The sequence below is a fragment of the Ureaplasma diversum genome, from assembly GCF_000941095.1.
In the GTDB taxonomy this organism is placed as follows: Bacteria; Bacillota_I; Bacilli_A; order Mycoplasmatales; family Mycoplasmoidaceae; genus Ureaplasma; species Ureaplasma diversum.
Genome location: NZ_CP009770.1, coordinates 768,296 through 784,865 on the forward strand (window position 1 = coordinate 768,296; position 16,570 = coordinate 784,865).

At 25.8% G+C, this 16,570-nt stretch carries 9 protein-coding genes; all 9 read right to left on the bottom strand.

The genetic code is table 4. The features are described from left to right. Positions 1–258 precede the first annotated feature (258 nt). The 9 genes from JM47_RS03980 to JM47_RS03050 all read right to left on the bottom strand — a co-directional run bounded on the left by JM47_RS03980 (position 259) and on the right by JM47_RS03050 (position 16,536). Positions 259–2,265 (bottom strand): AAA family ATPase, encoded by a 2,007-nt coding sequence (locus tag JM47_RS03980; protein WP_244870377.1) that lies wholly within the window; start codon positions 2,263–2,265, stop codon positions 259–261. Then, on the bottom strand, positions 2,265–3,242 hold the full coding sequence (locus JM47_RS03015) for a hypothetical protein (RefSeq protein ID WP_208894914.1): 978 nt from the start codon (positions 3,240–3,242) through the stop codon (positions 2,265–2,267). The genes JM47_RS03980 and JM47_RS03015 overlap by 1 nt, the downstream gene beginning before the upstream one ends. Next, on the bottom strand, positions 3,242–5,266 hold the full coding sequence (locus JM47_RS03020) for a hypothetical protein (RefSeq protein WP_208894915.1): 2,025 nt from the start codon (positions 5,264–5,266) through the stop codon (positions 3,242–3,244). Before JM47_RS03020 ends, JM47_RS03015 begins: the two co-directional genes overlap by 1 nt. Further along, positions 5,259–9,008 carry an AAA domain-containing protein gene (locus tag JM47_RS03025; RefSeq protein ID WP_208894916.1) on the bottom strand — a complete coding sequence of 1,250 codons (3,750 nt, stop codon included), beginning with the start codon at positions 9,006–9,008 and terminating at the stop codon, positions 5,259–5,261. The genes JM47_RS03020 and JM47_RS03025 overlap by 8 nt, the downstream gene beginning before the upstream one ends. A gap of 454 nt (positions 9,009–9,462) precedes the next feature. Beyond that, complete coding sequence (locus JM47_RS03030) at positions 9,463–10,572, bottom strand: YbhB/YbcL family Raf kinase inhibitor-like protein (protein WP_208894917.1); 1,110 nt, start codon at positions 10,570–10,572, stop codon at positions 9,463–9,465. A 126-nt stretch (positions 10,573–10,698) separates the two neighbouring features. Continuing rightward, positions 10,699–11,106: a transposase gene (locus JM47_RS03035; RefSeq protein WP_208894918.1), complete on the bottom strand. Its 408-nt coding sequence runs from the start codon at positions 11,104–11,106 to the stop codon at positions 10,699–10,701. A gap of 234 nt (positions 11,107–11,340) precedes the next feature. Then, positions 11,341–13,776, bottom strand: a complete 2,436-nt coding sequence (locus JM47_RS03040; RefSeq protein WP_208894919.1) for an SGNH/GDSL hydrolase family protein — start codon at positions 13,774–13,776, stop codon at positions 11,341–11,343. A 235-nt stretch (positions 13,777–14,011) separates the two neighbouring features. Next, positions 14,012–15,838: a molecular chaperone DnaK gene (dnaK, locus tag JM47_RS03045; RefSeq protein ID WP_208894920.1), complete on the bottom strand. Its 1,827-nt coding sequence runs from the start codon at positions 15,836–15,838 to the stop codon at positions 14,012–14,014. 110 nt (positions 15,839–15,948) lie between these two features. Then, entirely contained in the window at positions 15,949–16,536 is a 588-nt protein-coding gene (locus JM47_RS03050; protein ID WP_038103631.1) for an O-methyltransferase, read from the bottom strand. Between the last annotated feature and the right edge of the window lie 34 nt (positions 16,537–16,570).

Sequence of the window (16,570 nt, forward strand, 5' to 3'; positions counted from 1 at the left end):
AACTCCTTTAGTAGGAATTTGATTCTAATTCATTTAGTTAATAAATAAAATTAACTTACATAGCATAATATTTTTAAAAATTAACAAGAATTATAAATTTATATATAAATTTTATAACAAAATAACATTCTCTTCGCTTTTTTAGTATTGGTTCAATAACTTTTAAAACAATATTTCAATAAATATGTTTAATTAATTCAAACTTAAAGCAAAACAAAAAACCAGAGCAATCTCTGGTTCTTGTTCTAAATAATCGATTTAATCTTTAATTGTTGCTTTAAAAGCAAATGTGCCATTGTTTGTATTATGTTTACACTCAATATTTAAAACTACAAATGTTCCCTTTTCAGAGTTAGCTAATTTATTTTGGATATCTTTATTTTGTTTAAAAATAGCATTTGAAATAATGCTTACTAAATCATCTTCTAAAGCAATGATTAAAGCTCTTGCTCCCATATTATCATCAGAATTATTGATTACAAATTGATAATAATGTTCAATATTATCATCAAATTCTAATTTAATAGATTTCTTATCATGTAAGAACTTTTTAATCTTTTCAATTTTAGATTTAATGATATCAAGCTTAATAGTAGGATCGACGATTCGATTAAAAGGAATAATGTTTGATTTACCGATCCTATTAAGTATTTCTGGTCTATTTAGTTTTTCTTTAAAGTGTTTGTCAACTTCGCTTTTAAAATGTTCTATTATTTTTTCATTAGTACCATCTTTTGGCATTGTGCTTGCACCAATGTTTGATGTAAAGATGATGAATGTTTCTGAAAAATCAACAAGTTCTCCTTTAGATGATGTTAGTCGACCATCTTCTAAAATTTGTAAAAATTTATCAAAGATTTTTTGGTGAGCTTTTTCAATTTCATCAAATAAGACAATTGAAAATGGTTTTTCAATAACTGCGTTTGTTAATGTACCACCAGCTTCATAACCAACATAACCAGGAGGTGCTCCTAATAGTTTTTGGTCTGATTCTTCATGATTGTACTCTGACATATCAAATCTTATGATTTGATTTGCATCTTTAAAAACAAATTCAGATAAAGCTTTAACACTTTCAGTCTTACCAACACCAGTTGGTCCTGCTAAAAATAAGATTCCTTTTGGTTTGGAATTATTAGCAACTTCTGAACTTTGTAAAATACCTTGTAGTCCAACATTGCTTCTAATTAAAGTTTCTTTAATTTTCTTACCAACATGTTCTTGACCTTTAACACGACTATTAAAGATTTCAGTGAATTTAGCTAAACTATCATCATTTATTTTTTCTCATTCAGAATCCTTCTTTTCAAAGAAACAAAGACGATAAAGTTCTTTAAAATCCTTAATTTCATATGGTCATCGATCTGCAAAATCCTTAAGTTGAAGCAATTCTCTAAAGGTTAAACCATTAGTTATTGATGCAGCTGTATTAATTTCTTTTTGTGTTTCTAATTTAGTAATTAGTTTTGAAAATGTTGATCCTCTTAATTTAAAGAATGCTTCTCGTTCAACTAATGATGGGGTTGGAATATTAAGTGTGCTAACTTCTCGATTATTAGCAAATAAAATCGAATTAAACATTTGTTCATTTTTAACTATTAAAATTAATTTCAAATTAGACGGCTTAAAACTGTGTGTAATTGAGCTAATCTCATTTGTTAATAAATCAATGATTGAATTTATTTGCGTTAAATCGAAACCTTGGTTTTTTTCACTTAAAAATAAATCAGCTAAATCTAAAATAAAAAGTGTTCTTTTTGTATAATATGGATCACTAATTTTTTCAATAATTAATTGTTTTAAACGTTCAACAATTGAAACACTATCATTGTTCATTGACCCTACATTAAAGTCTGATAGTGATAAACTTGATTGTTCATACCCATCATCAGTTTCAGATTCATCAATCTGATTTTGTTTGATTTTTTTAACTCTAATATTACCATGAACAACATCAGCATCTTCTTGTCAATTTGAGTTATAAAGGAAGATCTCATTAAACCTAAAATTAGGATCTTGATATAAAAAGTGCATTAAATATTGATTAAAAGTAAGAATATCTTTTGATTCAAAATCAATTAATGAATCTAAATAAGTTTGTTTACTAAGTTTATTGTTAATATCATCTTCTTTTGCTGGTTTTTTAATATTTAAATCTAAGATCTTAGGAATAACAAAATCAGATGTATTGCCTTTAATAATTAAAATATTCTTATTTAAAAGCCTTATTTTTAATTGGTCAACAATTGTAGCTTTAAAACTCATTATTTACCTCATTGTTTAATCTTTTCTTTAGCTTTATATTTTGGTTTAGATGCAACAAACTCTCTTATGATGTTTTGTTTAAGAACTTTCATTTTTGAATGGTTTTCAATATAAGCTAGCATTTCTTTTGCTGTTTTAGTGCAAACATGAGAAGCATAATCACCAATCTTATATGAAACAGTATTATCAGCTGAAACTGTGAATTCAATTTGCTCCCCTATCTTATTTTCAAAAATATAATAAGAAGCTAACCCCTTACTTTCAACTATTACCCTTTGTCCTTGAAATTGATATTGTTTATTTTTAACTAAGAAATCAGCAAATGGTTTAATGATTTGATTATTATTGATTAATTTTTTAATTTGTTCTTTATACCATAATTCATAATCAGTAATATCTTTTTTAGTTGTTACTTGATGGATGCGAGATAAGAAGTATGATTGAACATTTTGGTCATCGTGTTGATAGATGTGTTTATAGTACTTTTCTTTAAAAACCTTTAGTTCAGATGGATCAGCTTTTATACTTACTAGTTCATTAATTAAATCACTTAATACATTTTCATTAACTTCTAGATTATGTTCATAAATTTGCTCTAATGCTTTAGTAGCAATTTGTCCATATTCATAAACATAATATTCAAAATTATTAATAGAAGATTCTGTTTTTGTAGTGTAATCAATTGCTTGAATAACATTTAAAGTTAATTTTTCAATCTTATCATATTGTGTTCTAAAAAACCCTTTCTCAGAGTATTGCTTTGCTTCATAACTTCCTGATAAAAACTGTACACTTTCAACAATTGATTCTTTGATATTTTTTAATTCAATAATTGATTTTTTAAGAAGTTCATTGTTTTGGTATTTATTAGAATCAATAGCATTTTGGATAATTTTAATATTTTCATCACAAATGTTATGTAATTGCTCTTTTTCTAGTTCATCTAAATTAAGTGTTATTGTAGCAAGATGACTCATTACTTATTACCTTTGTTTTTAAAATTGTTAATATATCTATCAATTGCTTTTAGTTCTTCATTATCTTTTATATGTTCTTTATCATCTTTATTCTTGTTTTTATGAAGATTATGAGCAAAATTATTAGATAAATAAGAGTAGTAATCAGCAAGTTGTTTATCCTTTTTTCTTAAAGTTTTAGATCAGTTGTTAACTTTTTGATCATCAGTTTTATTAGCAAACTCTTTAGCTAGATCTTCAAGTTGATTTCTTAACTTCATTGCTAGGGTTAAATTTGCTTCCTTTATAAAACCAATATTCTCATTTAATTGTTCATTAGATTGTTCTAAGAACTTATTGATATATTCAATGTGAATATATGCTTTTATATTTGAAACAATTGTAATTTCTTTGATTGAATCGAAAAATGATAAAAGTTCTGAATAAATATTTTGATTTAAATTATTTGCTTTTTTTTCTTGAATTCTAGCTTCAATTGAAGCTTTATGTTTTTCAAATTTTTCATTTATCATCTTATTAGTCTTAGTTCAAAACTCAGTTTTAAAAACAGGGTGATTATTGTATTGACCAATTCATGAATCAAAGTTATAAGCAAAAATCTCAATTATTAAATCTTTATTTTCTGCATCATAAAAGTTAAAAATACTCATATTGTTACTTCTTTTAACAATTTCATCTCTTAACTCTTTTCGATCTTTAGTAAGAATTTGATTAACAAAAACTGAATAATCTTTAATATCATTAATTTGATTAAAGATATTAATAAATACATCTTCATTATTATATAAAGCTTTAATTTGTTTAACTCAGTCTTTATAAGGAACTTTAATTAATTCTTTAACATCAATTAAAGTATCTAATGATTCAATGCTTTGAATTTCTTTTTTTAAAAATAGTTTAATCTGCTCAGATAAATCAACTTTTTCTAAGAAAGCTTGATCATATAAATCGCTTTTATTATATATTTGTTTTACAATGCTTAAGTATTCATCTTCATTAATTTCAAAAGGGATAATTAGTTGATTGTACTCTTTATTAAATTTGTGTTCTTCAATATATAAATTACAATTAAATTTATATAAATTAAATAGTTTCTTTTTGTAAATAATGTAATCTAAAAATGGTTCAAATTCAACTTTATTTGTTCATTTAAATAAATATTCATTATCAAATTTATTCAAATCGAATGGGTTGTTATCTACTACTTTTAAATCAGAAAATTGTTCATTATTTGGGAAAATTTTATTAATTAGTAATGTTGCTGAATTCTCTTGCATTTTATATATTTGTGGTTTTTTAAGTTCTTCAATAAAAACAAGTTGATTTTTTGTTTTCGTTGAAATCTTTATATCAATTTTTTCTTCTTTATATTCTAAACCGGTTGAATAAATTGATTCGAAAAAAGCTATTAATAATCCAGGAGTTTTATCTCTTTTGATGTCTACAACTATTCTATTTTTTGATCGTTCAATATCTTCTTCGGCTTTTGCTATTTTTTGTTCTAATTCTTCATTAATATCTGTGTTATCATACCAATCAATATAAGTTTTTTTATCTATATTTTGTTCATTAAAATATTCTGTATACTCTTCTGATAAAAATTTAGGTCTTAAATAAAATACATTATTTTTTTCGGTAGGATTTGAATCTAATAAATAAAATTTATTATGAGATATATAACTTTCGATTTTGGGGTGGATCTTTATCTTTTTAACTTCGTATTCAAGTAAATCTTTATCTTCTAAATCTTTATAAGAACCATTTAGACTAATTACATTTAGACCAATTAAATCTCTAACTATTTTTAATCAAAATAATCTAATTAAAAGATCATTACGGATATTGAAAATATCCTTAAATATTTGTTTTAATGTAAAATATTGTTCCTTTTCATTAGATAGTTCATATAAACCAACAATGAATGTAGCATGATAAAAATCCATTGCTTTTAATTCTTGAACTTTGAAGTTTATTTTCTTTTCAATTATCGGAAAATGAAATCTTAATAGTATGTCTTTATTCATTGCTTTTATCCTCATAAATAGCTCTAGAATCTATATATTCTCTATGAAGCTTAACTTTGTAGTGTTTAATATATTTAATTAAACTGTTTGGGGCATTTTTTCAGCCTCTAGGTTCTAAATATTCTTCAAAACTACCAAAGATAATCAATATATTCTTTGTTCTAGAGAACGCAACATTAAGTCTGTTAACATCATTTAAGAAATCAATGTTTTTATCCCACCCTTGGTTATTAATTGACTTCTTAGTTCTAATTAGATCTACTAAAATAATTTCACACTCTCGACCTTGGAAGTTGTCAATTGTGTCAACAACAATTTTTCGTTTATTACTTAGATATTTTTTATGAATATCAGGTTCGATTTCTTTAATTAGTTTTTTGATTAATGTTGCTTGGTTTCGACTTAAACAGATAATGCCAATATGAGCAAAATCACTATCTTTTTCTAAAAGTTTTTCAATCTTTTTATCTTTAAGAATTAGCTTCAACGATTTAATGATAACATGTGCATTATATTGATTAATTTTTGCTTCATTTTTCTTTTGAGTATTAAAATCTTTGATGAATTTACTTTCAATAACTCCATCATCAATTAATTTGCCGTTGTCAAAATTAATATAATCATTAATTTTGATTTCACCAGCATTTTTGATTGATTCAAAATAATCATCAGATAGTTTGTGCGTTGATACTAAATTAAGTTTATTCTCAAAGTATTTAAATGAATATTCTTTAAAGCATTTATCACTTTTAGCTGTTTCTAAAGGTTGTTCTTTTTCTTCATATAAAATATTAACAAAGCGAGTTATTTCATCTGGGAATCGGTGTTGATGTGTTAAAAACTCATATGAGCATTTCTCACTTTCTATATCTTTATTTAAAGTGTTAATTGTTTGTTCAAAATATGGAAAATTCAAGATTTCAGCAATTTCTTCTTTGTCTAGTTCTTCATAATCATTTTCCATGATTCCTTCTTTTTCTAACGCTTCATATAAATCATCTGAGAAATTACTTGTTGGTGGTAATTGGTATGCATCCCCAGCAAGAATGATTTTTTTACAGAATAAAGCACGATTAATTAATTCATATAAATTAGTTTTAGAAGTTTCGTCCATAATTGATACTTCAATTGGATAATCTGTTGTAATATCGATTAATTCATTTTTATGTTCAATTTGTGTGCTTGATGTTGTAGTTAATCCAAATAAATTGATTAATTGATTATCCACTAAAACATCTAGTAATAAACTATCATTATTATCTAAAACGGGGTTTTCGATATCAAAATTTAAGTTAAATTTATTCAACCTTTGATAAACTCTTGCTTTAATTTCATCATTAATTTCATCATTTTTTTGAAATTCTGAATTTGAACTTGATTTTAATTTTTCTAAATCTTTAATATCAGAAATCTTTTCAAATAAACTTTTATCAGTTGCTTTATCAAACCCGTATTTTTCAAAAATTTTCGCTATTTCATCAATAATCCCTAATACATCATTATATTGAAAATATTCATTTCTTACTTCATCAAGGTTAAATTGATTTGTTAAAATTTTTTCAAATACAAGTTTACGCACAAACTTGTTATTAAAATTATCTCTATATCTTATTAAATCATTAATAAAATCTGTGTTTATTTTTTGATTATTTTTTATATTAACTAAATTATCTTCAGAAGATAATGCTTGTTTGTATCTGTACGGAATTAGTTCCTTTGCATATGGATTATTTTTAACTTTATTACCACTTGCAATTTTGTAAGCAAACACATTAGGATCAGTTGGTTCTTTTTTAGCGAAACGATCAAATGCATTATCGATCGCTTCGTGTGTAGATGAAGTTAAAACTACATTCTTGTTTGCTAGATGGTAGTATTCAATTAATGAACAAATAACTTGTGTTTTCCCTGTTCCTGGTGGACCTTGAAGTAAGAATAAAGCATCTGAATAAATAGCTTTTTTAAAGCTATCTTCTTGTTTCTTGTTTAGTTTATTCTTTTGAGTTATTAATTTGATATTTTCATCACTGTCTGCTTTTGAAGCATCAACCTTAAAGGGTTTATATAAAGCTGGAACTAAAAGCGGTTGTTTATAATCCCCATCAAACAAAAAGTTCATTGACACTTTAGAACGCGTAATAATTGCTTTTTCACCAGGACTTAAGTTAGATATTGGATATCTTTTGATAAAGTTTGGATTATTGTAATGTTCCTTATCAAAGTAGTTTTCTACTTCGATGCTTATATCTTTGTTTTTACCTTTAGCTCAGATAGTTAAATTTTCAAGTTTGAAAATATTTAATTTATCTTTTGAAATTCATTCTTTTAAATCATTGAAATTTTTGATTTTATACTTATTAGCATTGATTGCTTTTTCTTTTTCTGTTCTTTCATTAGCTATCTCTTTTTGTTTAGAGTTTATATCATTAATCTTTGATTCGATTTCTTTAATTCTTTTGTCAATGATATCTAATTCTTTTTTAGCTTGCTTTTTTAATTCATCAATTTTTTTAGGCTTTTGTTTTTCATCAATTTTTTCATCTATTTTTAATTTATATATTTCATTAGATAATCTATTTTTTATGGCGTTTTTGCTTTTTTGTTCATCATTTAAATCATCGTTACATTTTTTAGATTGTTGACTAGCTTCATCATTCTCTTTATCAAGGTCATTTAATTTCTTAGTTAACTGATCAATTTCTTTTTTAAGATTATCAACTAAATCATCAAGTGGTTTATCCTTATTGTTTTCTAATTTGCATTTAACATATAAAGAATCTGAAATGTTGTTTTTAGATAAAATATCTGAAAAATATCCTTCAAAAGATTTCTTTTTATCAGTATTTTTTCCAGCTAATAGATATATTTCATTATCTCTTAATTCATGTGTAATAGGTTTTTCTGTATCTTCATCGATTTCAAGTTTAAGTGATTCCTTATTAGAAAGATTTAATAAAAATGTATTATGAAGATCTTTGTTATTCTTGTTATCATAAATCTTAGAGAAAGAATGAATATACTTTTTATTTTTTGATAAGTTGATATTATCTTCTTCCTTATCATCTTTATGATTTCGAATTGATTTTATATTAGAAAGAGTTTTTTTATTTTCGTGACGCATAGTAGAAAGGAGACTTTTGCGTCCACAACATTCCATGTAAGTATTACAAGTGAAAATTAATTCATTTATTTTTTTTAATTCTTTGAATTCTTGTAATTTATTGTTATAGTTACAAAATGAAATTCTTTGTAAACTAAAAGAAGAGAACTCACCATCTTGTAAACTGATATCAAATATTAAGGCAACTGTGTTTGCATTAAATGAAACTTTTTCCTTACCCGGACTAAAATGCTTCAAACTAACGTTTTCTAAATCTTTTGTTTGAGCTAAAATACAAAAATTAGTATATTTTTTGGAAGAAGGATTACTTGTTTTTCATTCCAAACGATCTCAAATACTTCTTCCACATCTTTCTAAACCAACTGCAAAGATGTTAAAAATATTGTTTACTTCAAGATTATTTAATAATAAAGAAAAAGCATTCTCACTATGTTCGAGTGAATTTATTGATGAGTCAATCTCTTTTTGAATTAATTCTTGAACTGTTGGATTGCTATTTTTAGCACCTTTTCAACCTTCTATTAGTTGTTTACTTCTTTTTTTAGCATTTTCATTAGAATTGAAAAGGATATATTTTCCAGAACCACAGTCTTCTAAAATGTTTAAATATAACTTGTCCATTACATATACCTTTTTAAGTCGAGATTAAGCTTTTCGAAATAAACTAGTAATTTAGTTATTAACATTTATAAAATAAAAAATTGGCTTTTATTTTTAGATAAAAGCCAAAGATTTTTAGATTATAGTATGTTAAATGAACGTGATTTCTTAGTTTTATACGATTGCACAAAAATCTTGCAATCTCTAAAATATCCTAAGTATCAATTGAAATAAAATTACTCGAATTACAATTCGAAAATTCTTTGCATATATTATAATTTCTTTAATTTGTAAAAAAAAAAAAAAAAGCACTATATATTTAAATGTTCCGGTTTTAGGTATTTTTTATATTTTAAAAATTTATGTTTTGTCCCTTTAATTGTTTCTTTATAGCTTTCTAAATTTCTTAGAGAGCAAAAAAATACTAACATCATTCCTGTTAGTATTTCTAGTTTAAAAATCGTTGCATCTTAAATTATTTAAATAATTTAGAAGTATAAGCTATTACATGCTTTGAAATTAAATCAAACATTCCTGCAACTGATTCATCTTCACTTGTTTTACTTAGTTCACTTAGTTCACAATCAAGCCCATAAACATGAATAGTATATAAACCTTTATATCTAGCATCTTTGTCTTTAAGAATTAATAAATCATCAACTAATGGTTGATATAAATCAGGATTAATATCAGTTAAATCAGCTCTTAATCCATATGAGTTTTTAAATTTAATTCTTTGTTCATTTGCTTTATCTATGATTTGAGCAAAGTTAACTAGTGGTACACCAAACTTATGAGATAGATGGTTTGATGTAATCATTACTGCATATGATTTAGCACTAGAGCTATCAATAATTTTAATTTTAGCTTTAGGGAATTTAGTATTTTCTAATAATTTAGCTTCATCATATATATGTTGTTTGATATTTAAAACTTTTACATCTTCAATTTGGTGGTATGAATTATCAACAGCTTTAAATAAATGGTAGTTATCATACTCTCTTGATGATTCAACAACTATGTTGTTGCTATCTAAACTTAGTTTAGGAGAGTTAACATAAAACACTCCCATATTTAATACTTTAGCATCATAAATTGTTCGCTCAAAATCAGATAAGTGCATCACTAAATTACGGTTTGTAGAAATCTTATGCTTTAAAGCATAAATTTTAATTTCATACTTGTGATTTTTGTTTGGCGGGAATGGTGCATAATATTGGTTGTGTGCTAATTCATTGTTGATTTCAACTAATGGGTGAGTTAGATATTGTGAAGCTGTATGTTCACCTTGATATAGGTTTCCTTTATTAAGTTTTGAATCATTAAACTTAATATAAGGTTCAAAGATATTAAGAGCTAATCAATGTACAAAAGGAACGCCCATTGCCCCTGATGCTTCATAGTCAATAATTGAAATAGCATAACTTGCTGCTTGAGCTAGTTTAGTAGGTGATCAAGCCATTTGTGGTGAGAAATGATTTAAACCAATTGATGTTGGTGCAAAATTGTAAAATTGGTCTAAATTTTCAACCTTAATTTGGATTGGACTGTTAATTGGAACAGCATGTAAGAATTTATTATTCATAGCAAAGAAAACCTTGTATATAGATGTTTAAATTATAAAACTATAATATTATAACAAGACTAAAAAAAGTAACCTTATATTAGCTATAAGATTACTTTAGTAAGTGTGTTGGCTAAAAAATCAATATTACTCAGTTCTCTCTTCATTGTTTCTTCTACTGGACAGCCATCGATAGTAACGTTTAGTGTTAGTATTAAAGGCTTTACACATTTTAGAAACACTGTATTGATGTTTAAATTTTTCAATCACTTGCATTTTTTGTTCAAATTCAATTTGGCAAGATCTAAAAATTTCAAGCTCGATATTTAGTTCTTTATTAGCAAGTTCAAGCTGCATGATTTTCTTCTCTAAATCTTTGATACGCTCGTTCTCACTAAGTGCAGTATGCTTCTTGTGTATATTAATTCATTTATAAATAACTGTACGATGAATGTTAGTTAAATTTGCTATTTCAGTGGTGGATTTACCTTGATTGTATAAATCTACGATTGCCATTTTAGTTTCAATATTATAAGTTCTGCGGGTTTGCTTCATTCAAATCTCTCCAAGATAATAAGGTGTTTTATAACTAGCAAGTTAAGAATTTTGCCTATACACTAATAAATATAATAACATATTTTGCAAATACCCCCTTGTGTTGAATCACCAAAAGCAAGACTTTTTCAAAAAATTATTCCAAGATATTTGAACTATTTAATTATACCTTTTGATATATATATATATATGAATAAAAAATATCAGCCAAAAGGCTGATTTTAATTTTTGATTCTATGATTTGAATCAACTAAGGAATCCAGAAGCTAGATTTGATAAAAGAAGACTAGCTACAAGTTTTTGGACATCAAATGGATGATCTGAAATTATATTTTCAACTATGTTTTGAATTGATTTAGATTTATTAAAGTAGTGGTTAGGTTTTTCTAATAATTTATCAACAAAGAATTCAATGATTTTCTTTAAGTTTTCTGGTTTAGCTATTTGATTCTTTGATCTACTTACTAAAAAACTACCTACTCCGCTTGATTGAGAAGCATATTTGTCTAATAATTGTAATGCACGCTCTGGAGTTAAAAATTGCCCTATTAAATTATTAAGAATTAGTTTTAATTTAGACTTGTCTTTAGCAAAAGGACTATCTGTACAAACCTTTTTTAAAATATTAAATATAGTACTTTCGTTTAATAAATTTACTTTTAAGACATCTAATAATAATTTTGATGTAATAACTTGAGTACCAGCTTTTTTATTTTTATCTAAATCTTTACTATCAAATTCATCTTGAATCTTAACAATTGCTTTATCTACAAAATCAGTTTCTAATATTACATATGTCAATATTTCTTTGTTAAGGTTAGCTAACATTTGCTGATCAGTTGATGATCCATTCTTATTAGCACTTAATAATTGTTTAAACTCAGGAACGAGTTGTGGAATTAAATCTAAATGTTCAGATATTCATGATTTAATAAATTCTGCAGCATTACTTTTATCTTTAAAGAATTCTCGAACTTTTCTATCATTTTGTAAATTATTAAATTTAAATAATAATTCATTACTTCTTGAACCTAATACTTTATTAATGATGGTTGCATTAGAAACATTAAAAGCAACTGTTTGCTTAAAGCTATTATTATCTTTACTAAAGTATGCTTGATCTCAAGCATTAACTAATTGTTTAGCTAAGTTAGCATCTTTTTGTGAACTATAATTTTCACCTAAACTAAGTTTTAGTACTAAATCTTGAGCCATTTTCTTATAACCATATTCTGTTGGATGGATATCAAAAATAGCTTTAGCAAATTGATCATTGTTTTGATTTCAATCATCTTCATCATTAACAGCAATGAAGTTAACATTTGTATTTAAAGCTGCTTTTTTAATTGTTTGATTTAAGACAGCTAAAATTTCATTTCCTAGTTTTTTATTTTCTAGTTTAGCAAATTCATTAATGATGTTTTGTAATCTTAGCAATGGCATTGGATAACCAACTAAGTTAATGTTTAGATTTGGATTAATTCTTTTAAGAGCTTTTATTAATTTTTCTAAGTTGTTTTGGATGGTTCTTGAGATTTGAGTTAAATGAGACTTAAGTTGTTCTAAAGCTAATAGCTTTTGTTGTTGAGTTTTTGCACTAAACACCGCTTTTATTAAATTGATGTTCATTGTTTGTGTAAAATCATTAGCACCTAAGGTAATCGTCATTAAATTAGCATCTTTAATAGCATTAACTAATCCACTAAATTGACTTTTATCATAATTTGATGAAATTTTTGAAGTATCGTTTAAATTCAATCCAAAATTTTTAAAATAGGGATCTAATTTATTTTTATATAAAGCTTTTGAATTAGTATCTCTGTCTTTTAATTTTTTAAAGAAATTAGCTTTATGATTTAATCTTGATAAATATGAAGCATCAGCTTCATTTAAAAAATACAATCAGTCATCAACTTTTGAACCAGTTAATCCTAAATTTAAGAAACTACTAACTCTATTAGGTTCAATCGTATTAAAATAGTTTGCTACAAAAGCAGGAAATGATAATCCAGAAATTGATTTATCTTGATTCATCTCACCACGAAGATCAAACCCAACTTCACTATTATATCCCGCTGTTACTGAATCCCCAACCGCTAAATATTTAATTGTTTCATTTGATTTAATTGCAGCATTTTCATAAACTTGTTGGTTTTGAATTTGATCTTGTTTGTTATTTTTTTCATTATCTTGTTGTTTAGGTTCAAATGAACTTGAATTATTAACTTTTTGATTATTTTGATGATTAGTTTGATTAACAGTGATATTCTCTTTTGAAGGATCTTGATTTATTACTTTAGAATCTTGATTTGAAGGTTTAATATCTTCTTGTTTAGGTTCAATCTTGTTATTAACTGATATTTGTTTTCTAGGAGCAATATCTTGTTCAGAATCATCAACTATTTGATTATTAGTTTGATTAGATGCTTTATTTTGATTAGTTTGTTTTTTAGCTTTTTGATTTTTGTTAATAAACTTTGTTTGTACTCTTTTAGTATTAGAACCAGTTACATTGTTTGTAGTTTCTTGTTTGTTATCTACTTGTTGAACTGGGTTTTGATCAGAAGCAATTTGTGAACAAGCAACTGCAGTTGAACTAATCATTGCAGTTGATAAAACTAATCCACTAATTAATAATCCAACAAATCGTTTTTTGTTTCTTATTTTCATATCTTGCTCCTTTATTTAATGTATTTTACTAAATACTATTTTATCTTTTCATTTAGATAATTAAAGCTAGCTATCTTTTAATTATAACATTTGTTTAAATAAGAATAGGAGTTATATTAAACCATAAAAATTAATTAATTTAGAATTTTAGTTAATTAATTAACTAATATTAATAAGAAATAAAAATCTAGAAAAGTTATAAAGGCCTTTCTAGATTTGAATCATAATTTAGTTATTAGTTTGCTTTATCTTCTTTATTTTTTGAATCAACATTTTCATCAGTTACTGTGGCTTCAGTTACATCATCAGCCGAATTTGATGATCCACTTTGTTGTGCTTGAGCCGCAAATTGAGCAGCTTGTTGAAGTAGGTTTTCGATTTCATTTAATTTCTTTTCTAAATTTTCGTAATCTCCACCATCTTTATACTTAGTTAACTCATCAATTTCTTTTTCAAAATTAGCTTTTTGTTCAGCTGGCATCTTTTCATCGTTTGTAATTTGTTTTAATTGAGAAATTAAACTATCAGCACGGTTAACAAGTTCACGTTCGTGTTTTACTTTAGCATCTTTTTCTTTGTTTTCTTCTGCTTCTTTGATCATTCGATCAATTTCTTCTTGACTTAAACCTTGTGAATCTTTAATAGTGATTGTATTTTCTTTTTGTGTCTTTAAGTCTTTTGCAGTTACTGACATAATACCATTAGCATCGATGTTGAACTTAATTTCAATTTGTGGTACACCACGAGGTGCTGGTTCGATTCCACTTAATTCAAAGTTCCCTAATAATTTATTATCAACAGCTAATGAACGTTCCCCTTGTACAATTCGAATATCAACAGATGGTTGGTTATCAACAGCTGTTGAGAATACTTGAGATTTAGAAACAGGAATCTTAGTATTTCTGTTAATTAATGGAGTAGCAACCCCACCCATTGTTTCAATTGATAAAGTTAAAGGAGTAACATCTAATAATAAAATATCATCAATTTCACCTGCAAGTACTCCACCTTGAATTGAAGCACCAATCGCTACAACTTCATCTGGGTTTAATGAACGGTTTGGTTCTTTATTAGTTAATTCTTTTACTAAATCCTGAACAGCTGGAATTCTTGTTGAACCACCAACTAATAATACTTGATCAATTTCATTTAATGATAGTTTAGATTGTTCAATAGCATCTAATACTGGTTTACGACATCTTTCAACTAAGTGTCTTGTTAAATCATTAAAAGTAGCACGGTTTAGTTCTTTTTCAAAGTTTACAGGACTACCACTTTCATCCATTGCAATGAATGGTAATGAAATTGTTGTTGTATTAATTCCTGATAATTCAATCTTCGCTTTTTCTGCAGCATCTTTTAAACGTTGCATTGCCATTTTATTTTTAGATAAATCTAAGTTGTGTTCTTCAATGATTGATTTTAGTAATCAGTTGATTACAGCTTCATCTCAATCATCCCCACCAAGTTGGTTGTCCCCACTTGTTGCTAATACTTCAAAAGTTCCATCTGCCATATCTAACACAGATACATCAAATGTTCCTCCCCCTAAGTCAAAGACAAGAATTCTTTGTTCTTTATCCATCTTATCAATTCCATAAGCAAGAGCAGCAGCAGTTGGTTCATTAATAATTCTTTCAACTACTAAACCAGCAATTGTTCCTGCATTCTTAGTTGCTTGACGTTGAGCATCATTAAAGTAAGCAGGTACTGTAATCACAGCTTTTTGAACTTTTTGACCAATTTTCTTTTCAGCATAATCTTTGATGTAAGATAAAATCTTAGCTGAAATTTCTTCAGGTGTATATGCTTTGTTTAGAATTGTAACTTTTTGATCTGTTCCGATTAAACGTTTAACTGATGAAATTGTATTTGGGTTTGTAATTTGTTTACGCTTAGCAGCATCTCCTACTAAAACTTCATCCCCATTAAAAGAGACAACAGATGGAACTGTTCTTTTTCCTTCTGGTGTTTCAATAACAATTGGTTTCTTGTTTTCAATAATAGCAACACAAGAGTTAGTTGTTCCCAAATCAATTCCTAAAATAATTTCTTTAGCCATGTATATATACTCCTTACTAATCAATATCAATTCTTATTATGTTTGCGAATAGAGATAGTAAAAGTATACAATAAAATTTAGCAATTGTCAATTAAGAGTGCTAAAAATTGTTATTTAAATGTAATTAGTGCTAACCCATCATCTAGATCAACAAATTCAACATTAATAGCTATATTAGTTTTTAGATAATCAACTAATGCTTGATTAGCATTTAATAGTTTTTGTTGGTTTTTAGTTAATTTAGTTAAACTTGATATCTTTTTTAAATAAATATTATCAATTATCATTAACCCATCTCTGTTAAGATAATTTAAGTATTGATCAACTAAATCAATCTGTTTTGATTTTGGTCCATCTACTAAAATCACATCAAATTTATATTCACTTCTATAATCAAAACAACTAATATTAATTAATTTGATTCAGTCAAATTGATCACAAAACGATTTAGCTACTAAATGTTTTTCTAAATCTTTTTCTAGTGAATATATTACTTTTAAACTACTACAAAAAGTAGCCATATACAAACAACTAAACCCATAAGCTGTCCCAATTTCTAAATATGATTGATATTGTTTAGAATTAATCATATTAGCTATATATTGAGCACTACTATCTCTAAGTTTTGGAATACTATCAGCTTCACTTTTAGACTTAGCTAATTCTAGTTGTTGGTTTAATAGTTGGTTTTTAATCATTATTAATACTTTCAATTAAATCATTTAATGATCC